Origin of the sequence: Oerskovia sp. NPDC060287, assembly GCF_042726775.1 — a bacterium.
GTDB lineage: Bacteria > Actinomycetota > Actinomycetes > Actinomycetales > Cellulomonadaceae > Oerskovia > Oerskovia merdavium.
In genome coordinates, this window is the sequence record NZ_JBHXBO010000081.1 from 1 (window position 1) to 17,141 (window position 17,141).

General features: G+C 73.8%; 18 protein-coding genes and 1 pseudogene. 10 read left to right on the forward strand and 9 right to left on the reverse strand.

Translation table 11 applies throughout. The features are described 5' to 3' along the window. Positions 1-140: 140 nt before the first annotated feature. Entirely contained in the window at positions 141-599 is a 459-nt protein-coding gene (locus ACFWFR_RS09320) for a YbaK/EbsC family protein (protein WP_191802658.1), read from the forward strand. Between the two features lie 40 nt (positions 600-639). On the opposite strand, the gene ACFWFR_RS09325 is transcribed toward ACFWFR_RS09320, so the two are convergent. After that, positions 640-858, reverse strand: a complete 219-nt coding sequence (locus ACFWFR_RS09325) for a hypothetical protein (RefSeq protein WP_354511516.1) — start codon at positions 856-858, stop codon at positions 640-642. A gap of 199 nt (positions 859-1,057) precedes the next feature. On the opposite strand from ACFWFR_RS09325, the gene ACFWFR_RS09330 reads away from it, so the two are divergent. Both ACFWFR_RS09330 and ACFWFR_RS09335 read left to right on the forward strand, forming a co-directional pair. Then, positions 1,058-2,095 (forward strand): hypothetical protein, encoded by a 1,038-nt coding sequence (locus ACFWFR_RS09330; protein ID WP_377622596.1) that lies wholly within the window; start codon positions 1,058-1,060, stop codon positions 2,093-2,095. A 44-nt stretch (positions 2,096-2,139) separates the two neighbouring features. Then, a complete protein-coding gene (locus tag ACFWFR_RS09335; protein ID WP_191802664.1) occupies positions 2,140-2,448 on the forward strand; it encodes a hypothetical protein in 309 nt (102 codons plus the stop codon). Positions 2,449-2,458: 10 nt separating this feature from the next. Here ACFWFR_RS09335 and ACFWFR_RS09340 read toward each other — a convergent pair whose 3' ends face one another. After that, a complete protein-coding gene (locus ACFWFR_RS09340; protein WP_191802666.1) occupies positions 2,459-2,950 on the reverse strand; it encodes a GNAT family N-acetyltransferase in 492 nt (163 codons plus the stop codon). Between the two features lie 95 nt (positions 2,951-3,045). Between ACFWFR_RS09340 and ACFWFR_RS09345 the strand changes: the two genes are divergently transcribed. Next, the gene (locus tag ACFWFR_RS09345) at positions 3,046-5,229 is read left to right on the forward strand and encodes an NHL domain-containing thioredoxin family protein (protein ID WP_377622599.1); all 2,184 of its coding nucleotides are present in this window, start codon (positions 3,046-3,048) and stop codon (positions 5,227-5,229) included. A gap of 67 nt (positions 5,230-5,296) precedes the next feature. Here ACFWFR_RS09345 and ACFWFR_RS09350 read toward each other — a convergent pair whose 3' ends face one another. From ACFWFR_RS09350 to ACFWFR_RS09365, 4 genes and pseudogenes are all read right to left on the reverse strand, one after another. Further along, positions 5,297-5,761, reverse strand: coding sequence for a PTS glucose transporter subunit IIA (locus tag ACFWFR_RS09350; protein WP_377615268.1), 465 nt, complete (start codon positions 5,759-5,761; stop codon positions 5,297-5,299). Further along, complete coding sequence (locus tag ACFWFR_RS09355; protein WP_191802671.1) at positions 5,761-5,991, reverse strand: PTS transporter subunit EIIB; 231 nt, start codon at positions 5,989-5,991, stop codon at positions 5,761-5,763. The genes ACFWFR_RS09350 and ACFWFR_RS09355 overlap by 1 nt, the downstream gene beginning before the upstream one ends. A gap of 191 nt (positions 5,992-6,182) precedes the next feature. Beyond that, a pseudogene (locus tag ACFWFR_RS09360) lies at positions 6,183-6,461 on the reverse strand (PTS transporter subunit EIIB); the annotation flags it as partial. A gap of 25 nt (positions 6,462-6,486) precedes the next feature. Then, positions 6,487-7,278, reverse strand: a complete 792-nt coding sequence (locus ACFWFR_RS09365) for a GntR family transcriptional regulator (protein WP_191802674.1) — start codon at positions 7,276-7,278, stop codon at positions 6,487-6,489. A gap of 235 nt (positions 7,279-7,513) precedes the next feature. On the opposite strand from ACFWFR_RS09365, the gene ACFWFR_RS09370 reads away from it, so the two are divergent. Both ACFWFR_RS09370 and ptsP read left to right on the forward strand, forming a co-directional pair. Next, positions 7,514-8,926 carry a PTS transporter subunit EIIC gene (locus ACFWFR_RS09370; protein WP_377622601.1) on the forward strand — a complete coding sequence of 471 codons (1,413 nt, stop codon included), beginning with the start codon at positions 7,514-7,516 and terminating at the stop codon, positions 8,924-8,926. Beyond that, positions 8,923-10,662: a phosphoenolpyruvate--protein phosphotransferase gene (gene ptsP, locus ACFWFR_RS09375; protein WP_377615265.1), complete on the forward strand. Its 1,740-nt coding sequence runs from the start codon at positions 8,923-8,925 to the stop codon at positions 10,660-10,662. Before ACFWFR_RS09370 ends, ptsP begins: the two co-directional genes overlap by 4 nt. 172 nt (positions 10,663-10,834) lie before the next feature. Here the strand turns inward: ptsP and ACFWFR_RS09380 are convergent, their stop codons facing one another. Continuing rightward, positions 10,835-11,101, reverse strand: a complete 267-nt coding sequence (locus ACFWFR_RS09380) for an HPr family phosphocarrier protein (RefSeq protein ID WP_318244460.1) — start codon at positions 11,099-11,101, stop codon at positions 10,835-10,837. A gap of 113 nt (positions 11,102-11,214) precedes the next feature. On the opposite strand from ACFWFR_RS09380, the gene ACFWFR_RS09385 reads away from it, so the two are divergent. After that, complete coding sequence (locus ACFWFR_RS09385; protein ID WP_191802680.1) at positions 11,215-12,135, forward strand: sugar phosphate isomerase/epimerase; 921 nt, start codon at positions 11,215-11,217, stop codon at positions 12,133-12,135. 304 nt (positions 12,136-12,439) lie between these two features. Here ACFWFR_RS09385 and ACFWFR_RS09390 read toward each other — a convergent pair whose 3' ends face one another. After that, positions 12,440-13,063, reverse strand: coding sequence for an HdeD family acid-resistance protein (locus ACFWFR_RS09390; protein ID WP_377622603.1), 624 nt, complete (start codon positions 13,061-13,063; stop codon positions 12,440-12,442). A gap of 371 nt (positions 13,064-13,434) precedes the next feature. Next, positions 13,435-14,316, reverse strand: a complete 882-nt coding sequence (locus tag ACFWFR_RS09395; RefSeq protein WP_377622605.1) for a TetR/AcrR family transcriptional regulator — start codon at positions 14,314-14,316, stop codon at positions 13,435-13,437. A gap of 110 nt (positions 14,317-14,426) precedes the next feature. On the opposite strand from ACFWFR_RS09395, the gene ACFWFR_RS09400 reads away from it, so the two are divergent. From ACFWFR_RS09400 to ACFWFR_RS09410, 3 genes are read left to right on the forward strand one after another with little or no spacing between them, the layout of a single operon-like run. Beyond that, positions 14,427-15,527: an ABC transporter ATP-binding protein gene (locus tag ACFWFR_RS09400; protein WP_377622607.1), complete on the forward strand. Its 1,101-nt coding sequence runs from the start codon at positions 14,427-14,429 to the stop codon at positions 15,525-15,527. Next, a complete protein-coding gene (locus ACFWFR_RS09405) occupies positions 15,527-16,501 on the forward strand; it encodes an ABC transporter permease (protein ID WP_377622609.1) in 975 nt (324 codons plus the stop codon). The genes ACFWFR_RS09400 and ACFWFR_RS09405 overlap by 1 nt, the downstream gene beginning before the upstream one ends. A gap of 5 nt (positions 16,502-16,506) precedes the next feature. Continuing rightward, on the forward strand, positions 16,507-17,118 hold the full coding sequence (locus tag ACFWFR_RS09410; protein ID WP_377622611.1) for a dihydrofolate reductase family protein: 612 nt from the start codon (positions 16,507-16,509) through the stop codon (positions 17,116-17,118). Positions 17,119-17,141 lie beyond the last annotated feature (23 nt).

Sequence of the window (17,141 nt, forward strand, 5' to 3'; positions counted from 1 at the left end):
GCGCCCCAGAACGACCGCAACCTCGTGCTCGGCACCGGACGGGCGCGGCCCGGGTCCTTCCGCGGTCCCCGTCCGCGGGTGATGATGGCCCTGACCACGCGCTGCACCGACGCCGCGCGCCCGACCAGAGGAGCCCGTCCGTGAGCATCGACCGCACCCGCGCCTTCTTCGACGCCCAGGCCCCCGACCTCACGGTCCTCGACACGGGGAAGGACACCGCGACGGTCCAGATGGCAGCCGACACGCTGGGGGTCGAGCCCGGGCAGATCGCCAAGACGCTCGCGCTGCGCGACGGCGAGCGCAGCTTCCTGCTCGTGACGCGCGGCGACGCCCGGGTCGACAACGTGAAGTTCAAGGCCGCGTTCGGGGCCAAGCCGCGCATGCTCGACGCCGAGAGCACCACGGCGCTGACGGGACAGCCGATCGGGGGAGTCGGGCCGTTCGGCCACGCGGGGCCCGTGACGGTGTACTGCGACGTGTCGTTGCAGGGGTTCGAGACCGTCTACCCGGCGGCGGGGAGCCCGACGAGCGCGTTCGCGATCGCACCCACGAGGCTCGCAGAGCTGGCCGGCGCGGAGTGGGTCGACGTCAGCCGGTAGGCGTCGATGGTCGCCGACGCCTGCGGGAGGCGTGCGGCGCTCAGGCCGCCATGGCGCAGGTCAGCGCCGAGGAGATCGCCGAGGCCTCGAGCCAGCGGCGGACCAGGCGGGCGTCCGCGGCACGGCGCAGCGGGCTGCGCAGGCTCAGGTGGGCCGAGGCCCGGTGCTCGACCAGAGCGGCACGGTCGTGGTCGAGGGCCCAGAGGATGGCGCAACGGATCTCGTCGGTCGTGGGCCGGAAGGCGTGGTCGAGGTGCATGGTCCTGTTCATCGTCGTGAGGGCCGCGGATGCGCGGCGGTGAAATGTGTGTACACCTCTCAAGAGGGGTGAACCGTGACTTCATGACGCGAGATCTGCCGCGAGTTTTGCGATCATCTGCGCGCGGGAGGGCAGATCCGCGTCCGGCACCGCCCGAAGGTGGCGCGCGCGTGTCGGTGGGCTGTGCCAGCCTCGTCGCATGGACAGGGACGAGGCACGGGAGATCAAGCTGCAGCTGGCGGACTTCGCGCGAGATCTCGCGGAGCGTGCGGGCACGGACGCGACGGCCAGCGCCGCGGGCGCGCCCGGTGAGGACACGGCGGCCGCGCAGGCCGTGCGGGCCCCCACGCTCGCGCTCGGCCTCGCCCCCCGCGAGGGCGGCGGGTACGGCATCGCGGTGCGTTACCGGCTCGGCGTCCCGGCGGCCCGGAGCATCGCGCGCCGCGTCGCGTCCGAGGCCGGGCCGGTCGTGGACGTGCGCCGCACCGGACGGATCCGTCCGCTCGCGCGGACGGGCGGCACCGGGCCACGCCCGCCCGTCGTGACCGCGCAGGCAGCAGGGGAGACGGGGCGCGTGCGCCCGCTGCGTCCGGGCGTCTCGATCGCGCACGTCGACGTCACCGCGGGCACGCTCGGCGCGTTCGTCCTGGTCGGGGAGGTGCTGCACGCCCTGTCCAACTTCCACGTGCTCGCGGGCTCCCCGCGCGCGAAGGTGGGAGACGCCGTCGTGCAGCCGGGGCCCGCCGACGGCGGACGCGCGCCCGCAGACCAGGTCGGGACGCTCGCCGCGACCATCCCCCTCGCACCCGGGCGCACAGCGACCGTCGACGCCGCGATCGCGCTGCTCGACGACCCTGAGGTGAACCTCGACTACCCCGTGGGGCGCATCACCACCACGGCCGTCGCGCTGGGCGGCGAGGTGGTCGGCAAGATCGGCCGCACGACCGCGGTCACCGCGGGGCGCGTGACCGCGATCGAGCTCGACGACGTCGTGGTCGGGTACGGCGAAGGGCTCGGGGCGCTCCGCTTCGACGACCAGATCGAGGTCGAGTCCACGGGCACCGGCCCCTTCTCGCGGGGCGGCGACTCGGGGTCGCTCGTGTACCGCGAGGACGGTGTCGCGCTCGGTCTGCTCTTTGCCGGGTCGGAGACCGGGGGAGAGAATGGGACCGGGCTGACGTACGTCAACCCGATCGACACCGTCCTCGCCGCGCTCGACGCACGGCTCGCCGTCTGACGCGGGCCCGCGTCCGGCGCCGGACGGTGGGAGGGCGGTGCGCCGTGGCGAGCCTCGAGCAGGCCCGGGAAGCGAAGGCCGCGCTCAAGCACGCCCTGGCGGAGCACGACGGCGTGACCGGGATCGGGCTGACGCGCGGGCCCGCTGAATCGGGCGTCGCCGCCGACCCGGCCGGTGCGGGGGACGGCGAGGCAGCCGTGCAGGCCGAGCCGGCGCAGGACGCGGAACCGGCCGAGGACACCTGGTGCCTCCAGGTCAACGTGGTCGACGCCGACGCGCGGGGCGAGGTGCCGCAGGAGGTCGACGGCGTCGCGGTCGTCGTGCGCGTCACGGGGCACGTGGGCGCGGGCTGAGACCGGCCCGTCAGGCGGGCAGCTCGAGAATCAGCTCCGTGATGGTCGCGTCGCGTGCCGTCGCGAACGACTCCTCGCTGCCGACCCGCACGAACCCGTTGCGCTCCAGGACCCTGCGCGAGCCGTGGTTGTCCTCGGCGACCCGTGCCTGGAGCGGTCGCGTGGGCACCTCCTGGAGCAGGGCTGCCAGCGCCTCGGTCGCCACTCCTCGGCCCCACCAGTCCCTCCGGATCCAGTAGGTGACCTCGGTGTCGCCCTCGATCGGGAAGGCGGCCACGCTGCCGACGACCTCGCCGTCGACCTCCACGACCCTGCTCACGATCGCGTCGTCGGCGAGGATCCTGCGGAACTTGCTCAGGTAGGCGTCGCGGTCACCGGCGGTCGCGTCGGTGAAGGCGGCCTGGCGCTGGGCCGTGGCGTCGCGCTGGATCTCGAACAGCACCGGGAGGTCGTCCTCCCGCATCCTCCGGAGCCGAGACCTCCGTGTCGCCTCGTCAGTCATCACGCCTCCTTGCGCAGGGGTCGGTCCACGAGCCTCAGGCCGCGAGGCTAGCAGCGGGTGGCGGGCGGACGCCCGGCCTGGGGCAGAATTCTCGGGTGAGCTCCACGACCCCCCACGCCCGCCTGCCCCGCGTCCGCGCCTCCGAGCTCGTCGGGCGCGGCTGGCTCAACACCGGCGGCCGCGACGTGTCGCTCGCTGACCTGCGCGGGCGGGTCGTCGTCCTCGACTTCTGGACGTTCTGCTGCGTCAACTGCCTGCACGTCCTCGACGAGCTGCGCGAGCTCGAGGAGGCCCGTCGCGACGACCTCGTCATCATCGGCGTCCACTCCCCGAAGTTCGAGCACGAGGCCGACCCGGTCGCGCTCGCCGCCGCTGTCGAGCGCTACGAGGTGCGGCACCCGGTCCTCGACGACCCCGAGCTCGTCACCTGGTCCGCGTACACCGCACGGGCCTGGCCGACGCTCGTCGTGATCGACCCCGAGGGCTACGTCGTCGCGCAGATGGCCGGCGAGGGGCACGCGTCCGCGCTCGCCGCGCTCGTCGACGAGCTCGTGACCGAGCACCGCGCCAAGGGCACGTTGCGGTCCCTCACCGTGGGGAGCGACGACGTCTACGTGCCCCCCGCCCCGACGTCGGGCACGCTGCGCTTCCCCGCCAAGGCGATCGCGCTCCCGGGAGGCAACCTCCTGGTCGCGGACGCGGGCCACCACTCGCTCGCCGAGCTCCTGCCCGACGGCGAGACGCTCGTCCGGCGCATCGGCTCGGGCGAGCGCGGGCTCGTCGACGGCGGGCCCGACGACGCCCGGTTCAGCGAGCCCAACGGGCTGTGCCTGGTCCCGACCGAGCTGCGGTCGCTGCTCGGCTACGACGTGCTGGTCGCCGACACCGTGAACCACGCGCTGCGCGGGGTGCGGCTAGCAGACGGCCACGTGACGACGGTCGCGGGGAACGGGCAGCAGTACATGGTGGGCGCGGTGGACAACGTGCTGGTGGCCCCGGCCGGTGGTGCACCCGTCGGCGGGGAGCTCGCCGAGGTCGACGGGCCGTTCGGGTCGCGGCTCACGGTGCTCGTGGGCGCGGACGTGCCGGCGCAGCCCAGGCCCGCGGGCCTGCCCGCGTCGATCGAGAGCGCGGGCGGCGCGGTGCTGCAGAAGCTCTCGTCGCCCTGGGACGTGGCCTGGGTCGAGCAGATGGGCGCGTTCCTCGTCGCGATGGCCGGTAACCACTCGCTGTGGGCCTTCGACGGTGAGCAGGGGTCGATCGACCTCGTGGGCGGCACCATGAACGAGGGGCTCCTCGACGGTCCGCTCGTCGACGCATGGTTCGCGCAGCCCTCCGGGCTGGCGGTCGGCCCGGACCGTCGGGTGTGGGTCGCGGACTCGGAGACGTCGGCGTTGCGCGTGGTGACCCCGGTCGCGGGGACCACGCAGGGCGAGGTGGCGACCGCCGTCGGGCAGGGGCTGTTCGACTTCGGTCACCGCGACGGTGCGGCCGACCAGGCCTTGCTCCAGCACCCGCTCGGCGTCGCCGTGCTGCCCGACGGGAGCGTCGCCGTCGCCGACACCTACAACGGCGCGATCCGCCGGTTCGTCCCGCCGGCCGCCGCGGGCTCCGACCCGGGCGCCGGTCAGGACCCGGTCGCGGGCCAGGTGACGACCCTGGCGACGGGGCTCGCGGAGCCGAGCGACGTCGTCGTGCTCGTGGACGGTGAGCCGTGGACGCCAGGAGCGCCCGCGGCGCCCGGCGCGCACATCGACCTGCTCGTCGTGGAGTCGGCCGCGCACCGCATCACGCGCGTCGCGCTCCCGGCGACCCTGGCCGGGGAGCTGCTCGACGGCGGAGCGCACCGCACGCAGCGCCCCGTGACCGACGTCGTGGCCGGCGCCCTGCGCCTCGACGTGCCGTTCTCGCCCGCCCCCGGGCAGAAGCTCGACGACCGGTACGGCCCGTCGACGCGCCTCACGGTCAGCTCGACGCCGCCCGAGCTGCTGCTCGAGGGGGCGGGGACGGGCACCGACCTGACCCGGGAGCTCGTCGTGAACCCCGAGGTGGGCGAGGGAGTGCTGCACGTGACCGCGCAGGCCGCGTCGTGCGACGTCGTGCCGCTGCTGGCCGACGGGACGCCCGACCCCGACGTGTTCCCCGCGTGCCACCTGGCGCAGCAGGACTGGGGCGTGCCGGTGCGGGTCGTGGACCGCGGCGTGTCCCCGGCCGGCCCGGACGACGAAGCTCCTGAGGCGGCCCGAGGCCGGGTGCTGGTGCTTCCGCTCCGCGGCTGAGCCTCGCCTCGGGGCGCCCCTCAGGTCGAGCGTGACCGGGACGTCGGGCTCGGCCTGACGACGCGGCTCACCCCCAGGACAGCAGCTCGGTGCCGCGAGCGATCCATGCGCCCACCTGGGCCAGGGGGGTCATGGCGTCGCGCGCGCCGTCGAGGGCCACGACCGGGCACACCGCAGAACGTCCTCCGGCCTCGACCGCGACGGGGTCCCACGTCACGAGCGTCGCACCGCGGCGGACGACGTCGCCGAGGGCGGCGTGGAGCGTGAACCCCGCGCCGCCGAGCTGGACCGTGTTGATGCCCAGGTGCACGAGCACGGCCCGCCCGTCCTCGTGCTGGAGCACGAACGCGTGCGGGTGGACCTTGACGATCGTCCCGCTGATGGGTGCGACGACGAGGGCTCCCTCGGCCGGGTCGGGCTCGATCGCGAGCCCTGCTCCGACGAGCCCGGCCGAGAACACCGGGTCGTCGACCTCCGAGAGCTCCACGACGGTCCCCGCGACAGGGGCCAGGAGGGTGAGCGGCGCGGGCATCAGCGCAGGTCCGCGATGTCGGAGGCGAGGGTGTCGGCCTCGGGGCCGACGATCACCTGGACGGCGCGACCGCTCCGGACGATCGCGACCGCGCCCGCCGTCGTCAGGAGACGCTCGTCGACGAGCCCGGGGTCCTGGACCTCGACGCGCAGCCGCGTGATGCAGGGCTCCAGGTCGAGGACGTTGGCGTCACCGCCGAGTCCCAGGAGGATCTGCTGTGCCTTGCTCATGCGGTGCTCCTTCGAGTGCGGGAACGGCGGCGGGTCGGTGGTCCGGGCGCCGCGCTGGTCGGCGGTCCGGGCGTGCTCGTCCGCTGCGCGCGGGGCGCGTCGGGGCGTCGAGCGGTGATGCGTGGGCGGGCGAGGCGGGTGGGGCCAGCGCGGACAGCGGCGTCTCCTGGCGCGGGGCGACCGGTCGCGTCCTACATGAGGTCGGCGAGGTCCGAGGCGATGGTGTCGACCTGCGGCCCGACGACGACCTGGACCACCCTGCCCGTCGTCATGACGCCGTAGGCCCCGGCCGCGCGCAGCGCTGCGACGTCCACCAGGGTCGGGTCCTTGACGAGCGAGCGCAGGCGCGTGGTGCAGGGGTCGATCTCCTCGATGTTCTCGACCCCGCCGAGGCCGGCGAGTATCGCGGCGGCCCGTGCTGCATCTGCTGCAGTCATCGCTGCATCCTTCCTGAGGTCGGTGGTGAGGTCGGTCCTACCCGGGGCGGCCCGCCCATCAGCCGTCCGCCCCGTCCGCCGTGTCGTCGGCGTCGGGCTGGACCCGGGGGACGATGGTCGGTCGTGCTTCGCGCAGCGGGACGACGACGCTGTACCGGTCGCCGCGGTAGCACATCTGGGAGTACATGCAGGCGCCGTCGTCCGAGAACGTGCGCCGGTGGGCCCGCAGGACCGCGCGCCCGCCGTTCATGGCGAGGAGCGCGAGCTCCTTGGCCGTGGCCTCGGCCGCCAGGATCGTGTCCTCGCCCCACGTGGGTGCGTGGCCACGGACCTTCAGGGCGTCGTAGAGGCTGTCAGGGACGCCGTCGTCGAGCAGGTCGGGCGCGAGGTGGACCGGGACCCACGCACGCTCGACGCCCATGGGGGTCCCGTCGGCGAAGCGCAGGCGCTCGACGTAGTGCATGAGCTCGTCCTCGCCGCACCCGAGCGCCTCGGCGACGAGCCGTCCTGCGGGGGTCGTGCCGCTCTCGAGGACCTGCGTGCCCGGGACCATGCCACGGCGCCGAGCCTCCTCGCCGAACGTCGTGAGCCGCATCTCGAAGTCGGTGTGCTGCGGGGCCACGAAGGTGCCGCGCCCCTGCTCGCGCTGGAGGACGCCGTCGGCCACGAGGGCGTCGAGGGCCTGGCGGACGGTCATCCGGGAGACGCCGAACTTCTCGGTGAGCACACGCTCGGAGGGGACGGCGTCGCCGACGGCCAGCTCGCTCACGATCAGGTCGGCCAGGTAGGCACGGACGGCTTGGTACTTGTGCCCGCCCTTGGGTGCTTTGGCCTGCGTCGTCGCTGCCACGTCGTCCTCACTCTCGGTGCCCCGGGGTGGCCAGGGCTTGACACATGATGATGTCTAGACCACTCTTTGCGCAAGTGGTCCAGACAACTATCGCGCCAAGGTCGGAACGATAGCGGGACCACAGCAACGACGCGCTCCCCGTCCGGTCCTGCGTCGCGATCTCGCCAGCTCGACCCAGTCCAACGGTGCGCACGTGGTCCCTCGGTGCGGCACCAGCGCCCGACGAGGAGTGCCCATGACGACCGCCGTCGACACACCGCGCGTGAAGCGCGGGATCCCCGGCTTCGCCCAGCTGCAGAGGGTCGGGCGATCCCTCATGCTCCCCATCGCCTCCCTGCCGGCCGCCGCCGTCCTGGTCCGCCTCGGCCAGGCCGACATGCTCGGGTCCGAGGGGGTCGCCGGGACGATCGGATGGATGCAGTACGTCGCGGACGTCCTCGGGGCGGCCGGGAACGCGCTCTTCGACAACCTGCCGCTCCTCTTCGCGGTCGGCGTGGCCGTCGGGTACGCCAAGAAGGCCGACGGCTCCACGGGGCTCGCAGCCGTCATGGGATACCTCGTGTTCAAGGGCGTGGGCGACGCGCTCTCGCCCGCGATCCTCGGCGAGGCGCCCCCGGGAACCGAGCAGCCGCTCATCGACTACGGGGTCCTCGGCGGGATCGTCATGGGCCTGGTCGCCGCGCTCCTCTTCCAGCGGTACTACCGGATCAAGCTCCCTGCCTACCTCGCGTTCTTCGGTGGCCGCCGCTTCGTCCCGATCGTCACGGCGGGAGCCGCCGTCGTGATCGCCGTCCTGGGAGCCCTCGCCTACCACTGGTTCGAGGCAGGCTTCACGGCCCTCGGCACCTGGGTCACGGGCTCGACGATCATCGGGGCGTTCGTCTACGGCACGGTCAACCGCCTCCTCGTGCCCCTCGGCCTGCACCACCTGCTCAACTCGATGCCCTGGCTCCAGTTCGGGGACTACACCGACCAGAACGGTGCGGTCTGGCACGGCGACATCGCGCGGTTCCTGCACGGAGACCCCACGGCGGGGACGTTCATGACGGGCTTCTTCCCGATCTTCATGTTCGCCCTGCCCGCGGCCGCGCTCGCGATCGTGCACACCTCCAAGCCGCAGCACCGCAAGGTGGTCGGCGGCATCATGGGCTCGGCCGCGCTCGTCGCGTTCGTCACGGGCCTGACCGAGCCGCTCGAGTTCGCGTTCGTCTACGTCGCCTACCCGCTGTACGCGATCCACGCCGTCCTCACGGGCACCTCGCTCGCGCTCGTCAACGCGCTCGGCGTCAAGTCCGGGTTCGGGTTCTCCGCCGGCGCGATCGACTACCTGCTGAACTTCCGCATCGCGTCCATGCCCCTGCTGCTCATCCTGATCGGGCTGGGCTACGCGGTCGTCTACTACTTCCTCTTCCGGTTCGTCATCACGCGGTGGAACCTGCGGACGCCTGGGCGCGAGGAGGACGACCCTCCGCCCGGCGACCCTCCGCCCGGCGAGTCCCCGCCGGGCGAGCCCAGCGAGCCCGGGACCTCCCGCGCTGGGCGCGCCGCAGAGGCGGACCCGGACCCGGACCCGGACCCGGACCCGCACCCGACATCGCCCGACCCCAGCACCCCGCCCCCGAACGCCGACGTCAGGAGCAGCTCATGAGCACCGCCCTCCGCACCCCTTCGGACCACCGTGCCCGCGCCCCGCGCCGGGGGACGCACCCTGCGTTGAGCGGGGTCGGTGTCAGCCCCGGACGGAGCATCGGCGTCGTCGCGACCATGCCGGCCCCCGTGCCCGAGCCGCCCGTCGGGGAGGTGGACGACGCCGCGGACCTGGAGCGCGTCGTCGGCGCGATCGAGGCGGCCGTCCGGGCGGTCCGCGAGGACCTCATGGACCGGGCGGCCTGCGCGAGCGGGACGGCTTCCGAGGTCCTGACCGTCACGGCGGCCATGGCCGGCGACCCGACGCTCCTCAAGGAGGCCGTGCGCCGGGTGCGCGAGCGCCGCGCGACCCCGACGCGCGCGGTCTGGGAGGCGGGCAGCGCGCTCGCCGACCGGCTGGAGTCCCTGGGTGGCGTGATGGCTGGCCGCGCCCGGGACGTGCGGGACGTCCGCGACCGGATCGTGTCCTCGCTCCTGGGGCTGTGCCCGCCCGGGGTGCCGGACCGGGACCGGCCGTTCGTCCTCGTCGCCGACGACCTGGCCCCCGCCGACACGGCCACGCTCAACCCCGACCGGGTCGCGGCGATCGTCACGACGGGCGGCGGGCCCACGTCCCACACGGCGATTCTCGCGCGCTCGCTCGGGATCCCGGCGATCGTCGCGGTCGCGGGGGCGGGCAGCCTGCGTGACGGCGAGACCGTCCTGGTGGACGGCTCGCGGGGATCGGTCGAGCGCGACCCGTCGCCCGACGACGTCGCGCACCTCGCGCGCGCCGCGCAGCGTCCTTCGGTCTTCCGGGCGTTCGACGGGACGGGCCGGACCGCCGACGGGGTCCGGGTCCAGCTCCTCGCCAACGTCTCGGACGCGCGCGAGGCGCGCGACGCGGCTGCGGCCGGGGCCGAGGGGGTGGGGCTCTTCCGCACCGAGCTCTCGTTCCTGGGCAGGGACGCCGAGCCCGAGCTGGCCGAGCAGGTCGCGGCCTACCGTGCGGTGCTCGCGGAGTTCCCGGACCGCAGGGTCGTGGTCCGCACGCTCGACGCGGGCGTCGACAAGCCGCTGGCGTTCGTCGGGGCGACCGTCGAGCCCAACCCTGCGCTCGGCGTGCGGGGGCTCCGGACCGCGGTGCGCTTCCCGCAGGTCCTGGACCGTCAGCTCGAGGCGATCGCGCTCGCGGCGGCCGCGGAGTCCGCCGACGTGTGGGTCATGGCCCCCATGGTCGCGACGCCCGACGAGGCCCACGAGTTCGTGGACGCGTGCCGCGCGCACGGGCTGTCGTCGGCGGGGGTCATGATCGAGGTCCCGGCCGCCGCCCTCCAGTCGCGCTGGCTGCTCGAGCACGCCGACTTCGCGAGCCTCGGCACCAACGACCTCACGCAGTACACGATGGCCGCGGACCGGGAGCTCGGTGGGCTCGCGTCCTTGTCGACGTCGTGGCAGCCCGCCGTGCTCGCCCTGATCCACGCGGCGTGCCAGGGAGGCGAGGCCAGCGGCCGCCCGGTCGGGGTGTGCGGCGAGGCGGCAGCCGACCCGGCCCTCGCGGCGGTGCTCGTGGGCCTGGGCGTCACGTCGCTCTCGATGACCCCGCGCGCCCTGGGCGACGTCGCCGCCGTGCTCGCGTCGACGACGTCACGCGAGTGCGTCGACCTGGCCCGCCTGGCGCTCGCCGCACCGACCGCGGGCGCTGCGCGCGCTGCGGTCCGTCGGCGCCTGACCGTCCTGGAGCGACTGGGGCTCTAGGGCACGGCGTTTCGCCCCCTCGGGGTACGGGGGAGCGACGTGCCGTGCGACCTGCCCGACGGCGGAGCCCGGGCCGGGTCGTCGCCTCACCTCCGGGGGCCCCGGGAGGCGGGCCGACGACGCGGCGTGCGCGCCGCCGTCGGGCAGGATCGTGGAGGGAGCCACCGAGGGCTCAGGCAGAGTCCTGCTCGAGGTACGCGACGAGCGACTCGAGCGCGGCCAGGGCCCGCTCGTCGTCGGTGTCCGTGGACAGGACGACCTCGTCGCCGTGACCAGCACCCAGCGTCATGACACCGAGGATCGAGGATGCGTCGACGGCCTCGCCGTCGCCCTTGCGGATGGTCACGGGCACAGCCTGCTTTCCTGCTTCGGCGGCGAACAACGCCGCGGGGCGCGCGTGCAGCCCGTCGGGGAGAGCGACGACGGCGGTACGTTCCACGAGGGTCCTCCTGTGCTCTGGACGGCTGCGACGGTCAGCATCCTGCCAGAGTTCCGGGGCCCCGACGGACGACCTGTGAACGACGCACATCCGTCGGGGCTAGGGTGGCGGACATGCGCGAAGCGACGACGCCCGACGCCCAGCCGCCCGTCCCGGGCGAACCCGGCGAGGGCGAGCCCAGCACGGGCGACGAGCCCCGGATCAAGGTCACGCTGTCCAGCGCGAGCGTGTACCCGCGCAAGGCGCCGTTCGCGTTCGAGGCCGCGGCCCACCTGGGGTACGACGGCATGGAGGTCATGGTCTGGTCCGACTCGACGACCCAGGACGCCAAGGCTCTCGCCAAGCTCTCGGCCGACGTGGGCGTCCCGATCCGCAGCGTGCACGCCCCCACGCTCCTGGTCAGCCAGCGCGTGTGGGGTCGCCTGCCGGGACCCAAGCTCGAGCGCACCGTGGACCTCGCGCTCGAGCTGGGCGCGGGGACGGTCGTGGTGCACCCGCCGTTCCGCTGGCAGGGCCTGTACGCACGCGGGTTCGCCGACCACGTGCGCGAGCTCAACGCGGCGACGGGCGTGACGATCGCGGTCGAGAACATGTACCCGTGGCGCGGGCGCAAGCGCGAGGTCCAGGCGTACCTGCCCGGCTGGGACCCCACCGACCACCCCTACGACAAGGTGACGCTCGACCTCTCGCACGCGGCAGTGGCCCGGCAGAACAGCCTCGACCTGCTCGACGTGTTCGGCGACCGGCTCGCGCACGTGCACCTCGCCGACGGGACCGACTCCATGTCGGACGAGCACCTGGTGCCCGGCCGCGGGGGCCAGCCGTGCGACAAGGTGCTGGGCGAGCTCGTGCGCCGCGGGTGGGAGGGCGACGTCGTGGTCGAGATCGCGACCCGGCGGGCGCGGACCGCGGCCGAGCGCTTCGAGGACCTCGCGGCGTCGCTCGCGTTCGCGCGCACCTACCTCCAGCCCGGGCAGCACGCCGAGTACGAGCCGCCGCCGGGGCACGAGCACCGGCACCTGGACGCCTGGTAGGAGGAGGGCGCGGTGGGCGGCCGGGGGCTGCTGCCGCCGGGCGACTGCCGCCGTCGGGGCTGGCCGGTCGGGACTGCCGGGTCCCGTGGGCGCCGGGTGAGCCGGGTGCCGAGAACGGGGTTGCGTTCGTTCTGAGGGGCAGAACGAACACAACCCCGTCCTCGACTGCACGGAACCTCGTGCTCGGCGGGGGCGGCCGGTGCCCTCGTCCGTGCCGGTCGACCGCCGGTGCCGGTCGACCGGCCGGGACCGCCGCCGTCGGGCTCGCCCCAGCAGTCGGGCCTGCCTACGCCGTCGGGCCCGTCTACGCCGTCGGGCCTGCCTGCGCCGCCGGCCCCGCGAGCGCGGCCTTGGCGTCCTTCGCGGCCGTGCTCTGCGCGAACGCCGCGACGAGGATCACGACGCCCGTCACGACGAGGTAGAGGCCCAGGAGGACCGTGATGGTCTGCAGCCCGGTCACGGGGCTCACGAGGACCAGGATGCCGAACACGACCCACAGCGCGGCCGTGGCGAGCTCCCAGTCCCAGCCGGGTTCGCGGGTCCTGCGGGCGCGCAGCGCGCCGACGAGCCCCACGAGCCCCGCGACGAGCGCCCAGATGCCCACGAGCCGCAGCACGAGCGTGACGCTCGCCGAGGGCCAGGCCGCGAGCGTGATGCCGACCGCGATCCCCAGGCCTCCTACGACCCAGCGCCACACGCCGCCCTCGCCGTTCTTGCGCTGCCGCCCGGCCTCGATCAGGAAGAGGACCCCCTGGAGGGCGGCCATCGCGGCCACGAGCCACGTGAGCCACTGGATGCCGCGGTCGGGCTCGACGAACAGCACCACGCCGACAACGAGGAACAGGATGCCGCGCAGGTAGGCGAGGCCCCACAGGCGGCGGGCGATCTTGGTGGTGCGTCCGGTGAGGGACTCGTCCTGCTCGGTCATGGGGTCCACCGTCCTCACGGGGCCTGCCCCCGGCGGGTCCGTGGGCGTCGCAGGGCCTCGTTCCTGGGAACGTAGCGCGCGGGGGTGCCGGGCGCGCGGCGGACCCGCTCGGGCTCCCGGTCGAGCGAGGAGTTCACCCGGCCGGCGTGCCGAGCACGAGGTTCCGCGCGGTCGAGCACGAGGTTGCGGTCGTTGCGGGGGGCAGAAAGACCACACACGAGTGGGCGGCGCTAGCAGTTGTTTCGGGGGGGTGTTGCCCGAGGTTGCGGTCGTTCCGGGCGGCAGAACGACCACAACCTCGTGCTCGGCACCCGGGGGCCCGCGCCCCGGCATCCGCAGGGCCCGCGCCCCGGCATCCGAAGGGTCGGCCGTCAGCCCTGCTCGCGGGCCCGGTCGATCGTCATCTCGACCCCGTCGAGCAACCTGTCGAGCGACGCGTCGAACGGGTCGGTGGGTGTGTCGAACCCGCCGGCCTCCCAGATCCGGGTCATGACGGGGTAGCGCTCGACGTCGAACCAGTCGGCCCAGAAGCTGCTCATCGACGTCCAGTACTCGTCGCTGCTCATGCCGCTCGCGTCGTTCTCGACGGTCTCAGCAACAGCGGCCCGTGCGAGGCCGCGCACGAACGCGTCGACCAGCCCCAGGATCTCGACGACCTGGTCGGCGGGCAGCCCGGTGTCGACGAGCGTCCGCAGCCCGGCCTCCTGGGCGTCAAGCACGTGCGGCGACAAGGGGAGGCGCCACATGTTGGTCTGCAGGATCCAGGGGTGTCGCTGGTAGAGGTGCCAGACCTCGCGCGCGTAGCGCGACAGGCCCTCGCGCCAGGGGGCGTCGGCCGGGGGCAGGTCGAGCTCGCCGAACGCCCGGTCGATCATGAGGTCGACGAGCTCGGTGCGCCCGGGCACGTAGGTGTAGAGCGACATGGCGCCCACACCCAGGCGTGCGGCGACGCGGCGCATCGAGAGGGCCTCGAGCCCGACCTCCTGCGCGACCGCGGTCCCGGCCTCGACGACCTCGGCGAGGGTCAGGCGTGCCTTGCGCCCGCGCGTGGGCGGGGCGGGCGGGTCCCACAGGAGCGCGAGGCGCCGGGTCACGTCGTCGGGGCGGGGGACCTGGTCGGTCGGGTCGTCCACGACGTCCTCCACGACGTCGTCCGTGCCGTCAGCGCTGGCGTCGGCATCGACCGATGAGTCGGGGGTCCGGGCGGAGTCCACCCCGTCGGAGGGGACGGGGGTGACGGTGTTGCTGGCCATGGTGCCTGATCCTCCCACTTCCGCGCGGTTCCGGGGACCCTTCAGTTCCCGTACGCCGTATGCTAACGTGAAATCTCTTTCCAGTACACCGTACGTGAGAGGCGTGAGCCATGATCCATACCGAAGGGCTGACCAAGACGTTCCATCGCAAGAAGGAAGTGGTCGAGGCGGTCAAGGGCATCGACGTCGACGTCCGCGAGGGGGAGCTCGTCGCGTTCCTCGGCCCCAACGGCGCCGGGAAGTCCACGACCCTGCGCATGCTCACGAGCCTCCTCGAACCCACCGCGGGCCGCGCCCAGGTCGCGGGCTTCGACATCCGCACCCAGCCCGCCGAGGTCCGGTCGCGCATCGGCTACATCGGCCAGGGCAACGGGGGAGGGTTCTCCTACCGGGTCGCGGACGAGCTCCACAACCAGGGCCGCTTCTACGGGCTGCCCGCCGCCGAGTACCAGCGCCGCGCCGCGGACCTCCTTGCCGCCCTCGAGCTCGACGGCCTCGGCAAGCGCACGGTCCAGAGCCTGTCGGGCGGGCAGCGCCGCCGCCTCGACGTGGCGCTCGGCCTCATGAACCACCCGCCCCTGCTGTTCCTCGACGAGCCCACCACGGGCCTCGACCCGCACAGCCGCGCGAACCTCTGGGAGCACATCGGTGCGTTGCGCGAGAGGTACGGCATGACGATCGTCCTCACCACGCACTACCTCGACGAGGCCGACTCGATGGCCGAGCGCGTCGTCGTGATCGACCACGGCACGATCGTCGCCGACGCCCCGCCGGCCGCGCTCAAGCGCGACCACGCGGACGACGTCGTGACGCTCGTCGTCGCCGGCACGCCAGGTTCCCAGGGCCAGGTGCCCGACGACGTCACGCGCGTCCGCGCAGCCCTCGCCTCGGTCGTGGGCGGCGTGGGCAGCGTGGGCGAGGGAGGAGGGGTCGAGCGTGACGGAGCGGGGCGGGCCGGCGGACCCGACCGGGCCGACCGAGCCGACCTGGCAGACGGGTCCGCCGGCCAGAGGCTGCAGGCGACCGTCGGCGCCGGGGGAGACGTCACCGTGACCCTGTCCACGACGCACGGCGCCGACCGGCTGCCCGAGGCGATCGAGTCCCTGCGCGTCGCAGGCTTCGCGGTCCGGTCGGCCGGGCTCAAGCAGGCGAGCCTCGACGACGTGTTCCTCAACCTGACCGGTCGGAGCCTGCGCGAGGAGGCGGCGTGATGGACGAGCAGACGGAACCGACGACGGGCACCGGCGCGGGAGCCGGTCCGGGGCCCGGACCGGAGGTCGGCCGCGCGGCGCTGCGCACGGGCCTGACGAACCGTGCGCCCGGCACGGGCGGGACCTCGACGCAGACCGCACCACGGGCCGGGGTGAGGGAGCAGACCGACCGACGCTCCGACGTCGGGCGCTCGCGGGCCGGGAAGTTCCTCGGCGACACCTGGGCCGTGTTCACGCGCGAGATCCTCCTGGTCCTGCGCGACCCCTTCACCCTCATCTTCTCGCTGCTCCAGCCGCTGATCTTCCTGGCCCTGTTCGGACCGCTGCTGACCGGCGCCGTGGGCGGCGGCATGGGCGGACCCGGCGGGTCGACCGCCGCGACGCTCCAGTGGTTCGTGCCCGGCGTGATCGTCATGATCTCCCTGTTCGGCACCTCCATGACGGGCTCGAACCTGCTCTACGAGATGATGACCGGCTCCTACGAGCGGGTCCTCGCGACGCCGCTCGACCGGTCGGCGATCCTCGTGGGCCGTGCCCTCAAGGAGTTCGCTCCGCTCGTCGTCCAGGGGCTCCTCATCGCGGTCGTGTGCATCCCGTTCGGCTTCACGTTCTACCCGCTGCACGCGCTCGCGGGCCTCGCGCTCCTGGGGCTGTTCGGCGTGGGCGTCGGCGCCCTGTCGTGCGCGCTCGCCCTCGCCGCGAAGAACCGCGAGTGGCTGTTCTGGGGCGTGCAGCAGTCGCTGCTGTTCCCGCTGCTCATCCTGTCCGGCATGATGCTGCCGCTCGAGGCCGGACCGTCATGGATGCAGACCGCGTCGAAGTTCAACCCGCTGACCTACATGGTCGACGCCGAGCGGGCCCTGTTCGGCGGGACGTTCGCGAGCACCGAGGTCCTGTGGGGCGTGGTCGCTGCGGCGGTCACGTGCGCCGTGGGCCTGTTCGTCGGTATCCGCCGGACCCGGAAGTCGGTGTGAGCGCCGTGGGCAGGGTGACGTTCGACGTCGGGCTGTCCCTCGACGGGTACGTCGCGGGACCGCACCAGTCCCTCGAGAACCCCCTCGGCGAGGGCGGCGAGGAGCTGCACCGGTGGATGTTCGAGGAGCCCGAGGCCAACACGGCCGCGCTCGAGTCCATCGCCGCCCCCACCGCTTTCGTCATGGGGCGCAACATGTTCGCGCCCGGTCGCGGGCCGTGGGACGAGTCCTGGAGGGGATGGTGGGGCGAGGAACCGCCCTACCACGCGCCCGTGTTCGTGCTCACGCACCACCCGCGCGAACCCCTCGTCATGCAGGGCGGCACGACGTTCTTCTTCGTCACGGACGGTATCGAGTCCGCGCTGTCGCAGGCGCTCGCCGCCTCCCGCGACGGGCACGTCGGGATCGCGGGCGGCGCCTCGACCATGCGGGCATACCTCGCGGCGGGCCTCGTCGACGAGTTCGGGCTCCATGTCGCGCCCGTGCTCCTGGGGGCGGGCGAGCGGTTGTTCGAGGGCCTGGGCGACCTGCGGGTCGAGCCCGGGCCGGTGAGCAGCAACCATCTGGTGACGCACCTGTCGTACCGCGTGGTGAGGGGGCTCGTCGGGGAGGGATGAGTGCCAGGTCGACGTGCCCGCAC

What these genes read in the sequence shown, in the direction of transcription:
- ACFWFR_RS09325 (WP_354511516.1), bottom strand. Translation starts at nt 858, where the DNA reads ATGCACCTCGACCACGCCTTCCGGCCCACGACCGACGAGATCCGTTGC.
- ACFWFR_RS09370 (WP_377622601.1), top strand. Translation starts at nt 7,514, where the DNA reads ATGACGACCGCCGTCGACACACCGCGCGTGAAGCGCGGGATCCCCGGC.
- ACFWFR_RS09385 (WP_191802680.1), top strand. Translation starts at nt 11,215, where the DNA reads ATGCGCGAAGCGACGACGCCCGACGCCCAGCCGCCCGTCCCGGGCGAA.
- ACFWFR_RS09330 (WP_377622596.1), top strand. Translation starts at nt 1,058, where the DNA reads ATGGACAGGGACGAGGCACGGGAGATCAAGCTGCAGCTGGCGGACTTC.
- ptsP (WP_377615265.1), top strand. Translation starts at nt 8,923, where the DNA reads ATGAGCACCGCCCTCCGCACCCCTTCGGACCACCGTGCCCGCGCCCCG.
- ACFWFR_RS09395 (WP_377622605.1), bottom strand. Translation starts at nt 14,316, where the DNA reads ATGGCCAGCAACACCGTCACCCCCGTCCCCTCCGACGGGGTGGACTCC.
- ACFWFR_RS09340 (WP_191802666.1), bottom strand. Translation starts at nt 2,950, where the DNA reads ATGACTGACGAGGCGACACGGAGGTCTCGGCTCCGGAGGATGCGGGAG.
- ACFWFR_RS09405 (WP_377622609.1), top strand. Translation starts at nt 15,527, where the DNA reads ATGGACGAGCAGACGGAACCGACGACGGGCACCGGCGCGGGAGCCGGT.
- ACFWFR_RS09390 (WP_377622603.1), bottom strand. Translation starts at nt 13,063, where the DNA reads ATGACCGAGCAGGACGAGTCCCTCACCGGACGCACCACCAAGATCGCC.
- ACFWFR_RS09355 (WP_191802671.1), bottom strand. Translation starts at nt 5,991, where the DNA reads ATGAGCAAGGCACAGCAGATCCTCCTGGGACTCGGCGGTGACGCCAAC.
- ACFWFR_RS09400 (WP_377622607.1), top strand. Translation starts at nt 14,427, where the DNA reads ATGATCCATACCGAAGGGCTGACCAAGACGTTCCATCGCAAGAAGGAA.
- ACFWFR_RS09350 (WP_377615268.1), bottom strand. Translation starts at nt 5,761, where the DNA reads ATGCCCGCGCCGCTCACCCTCCTGGCCCCTGTCGCGGGGACCGTCGTG.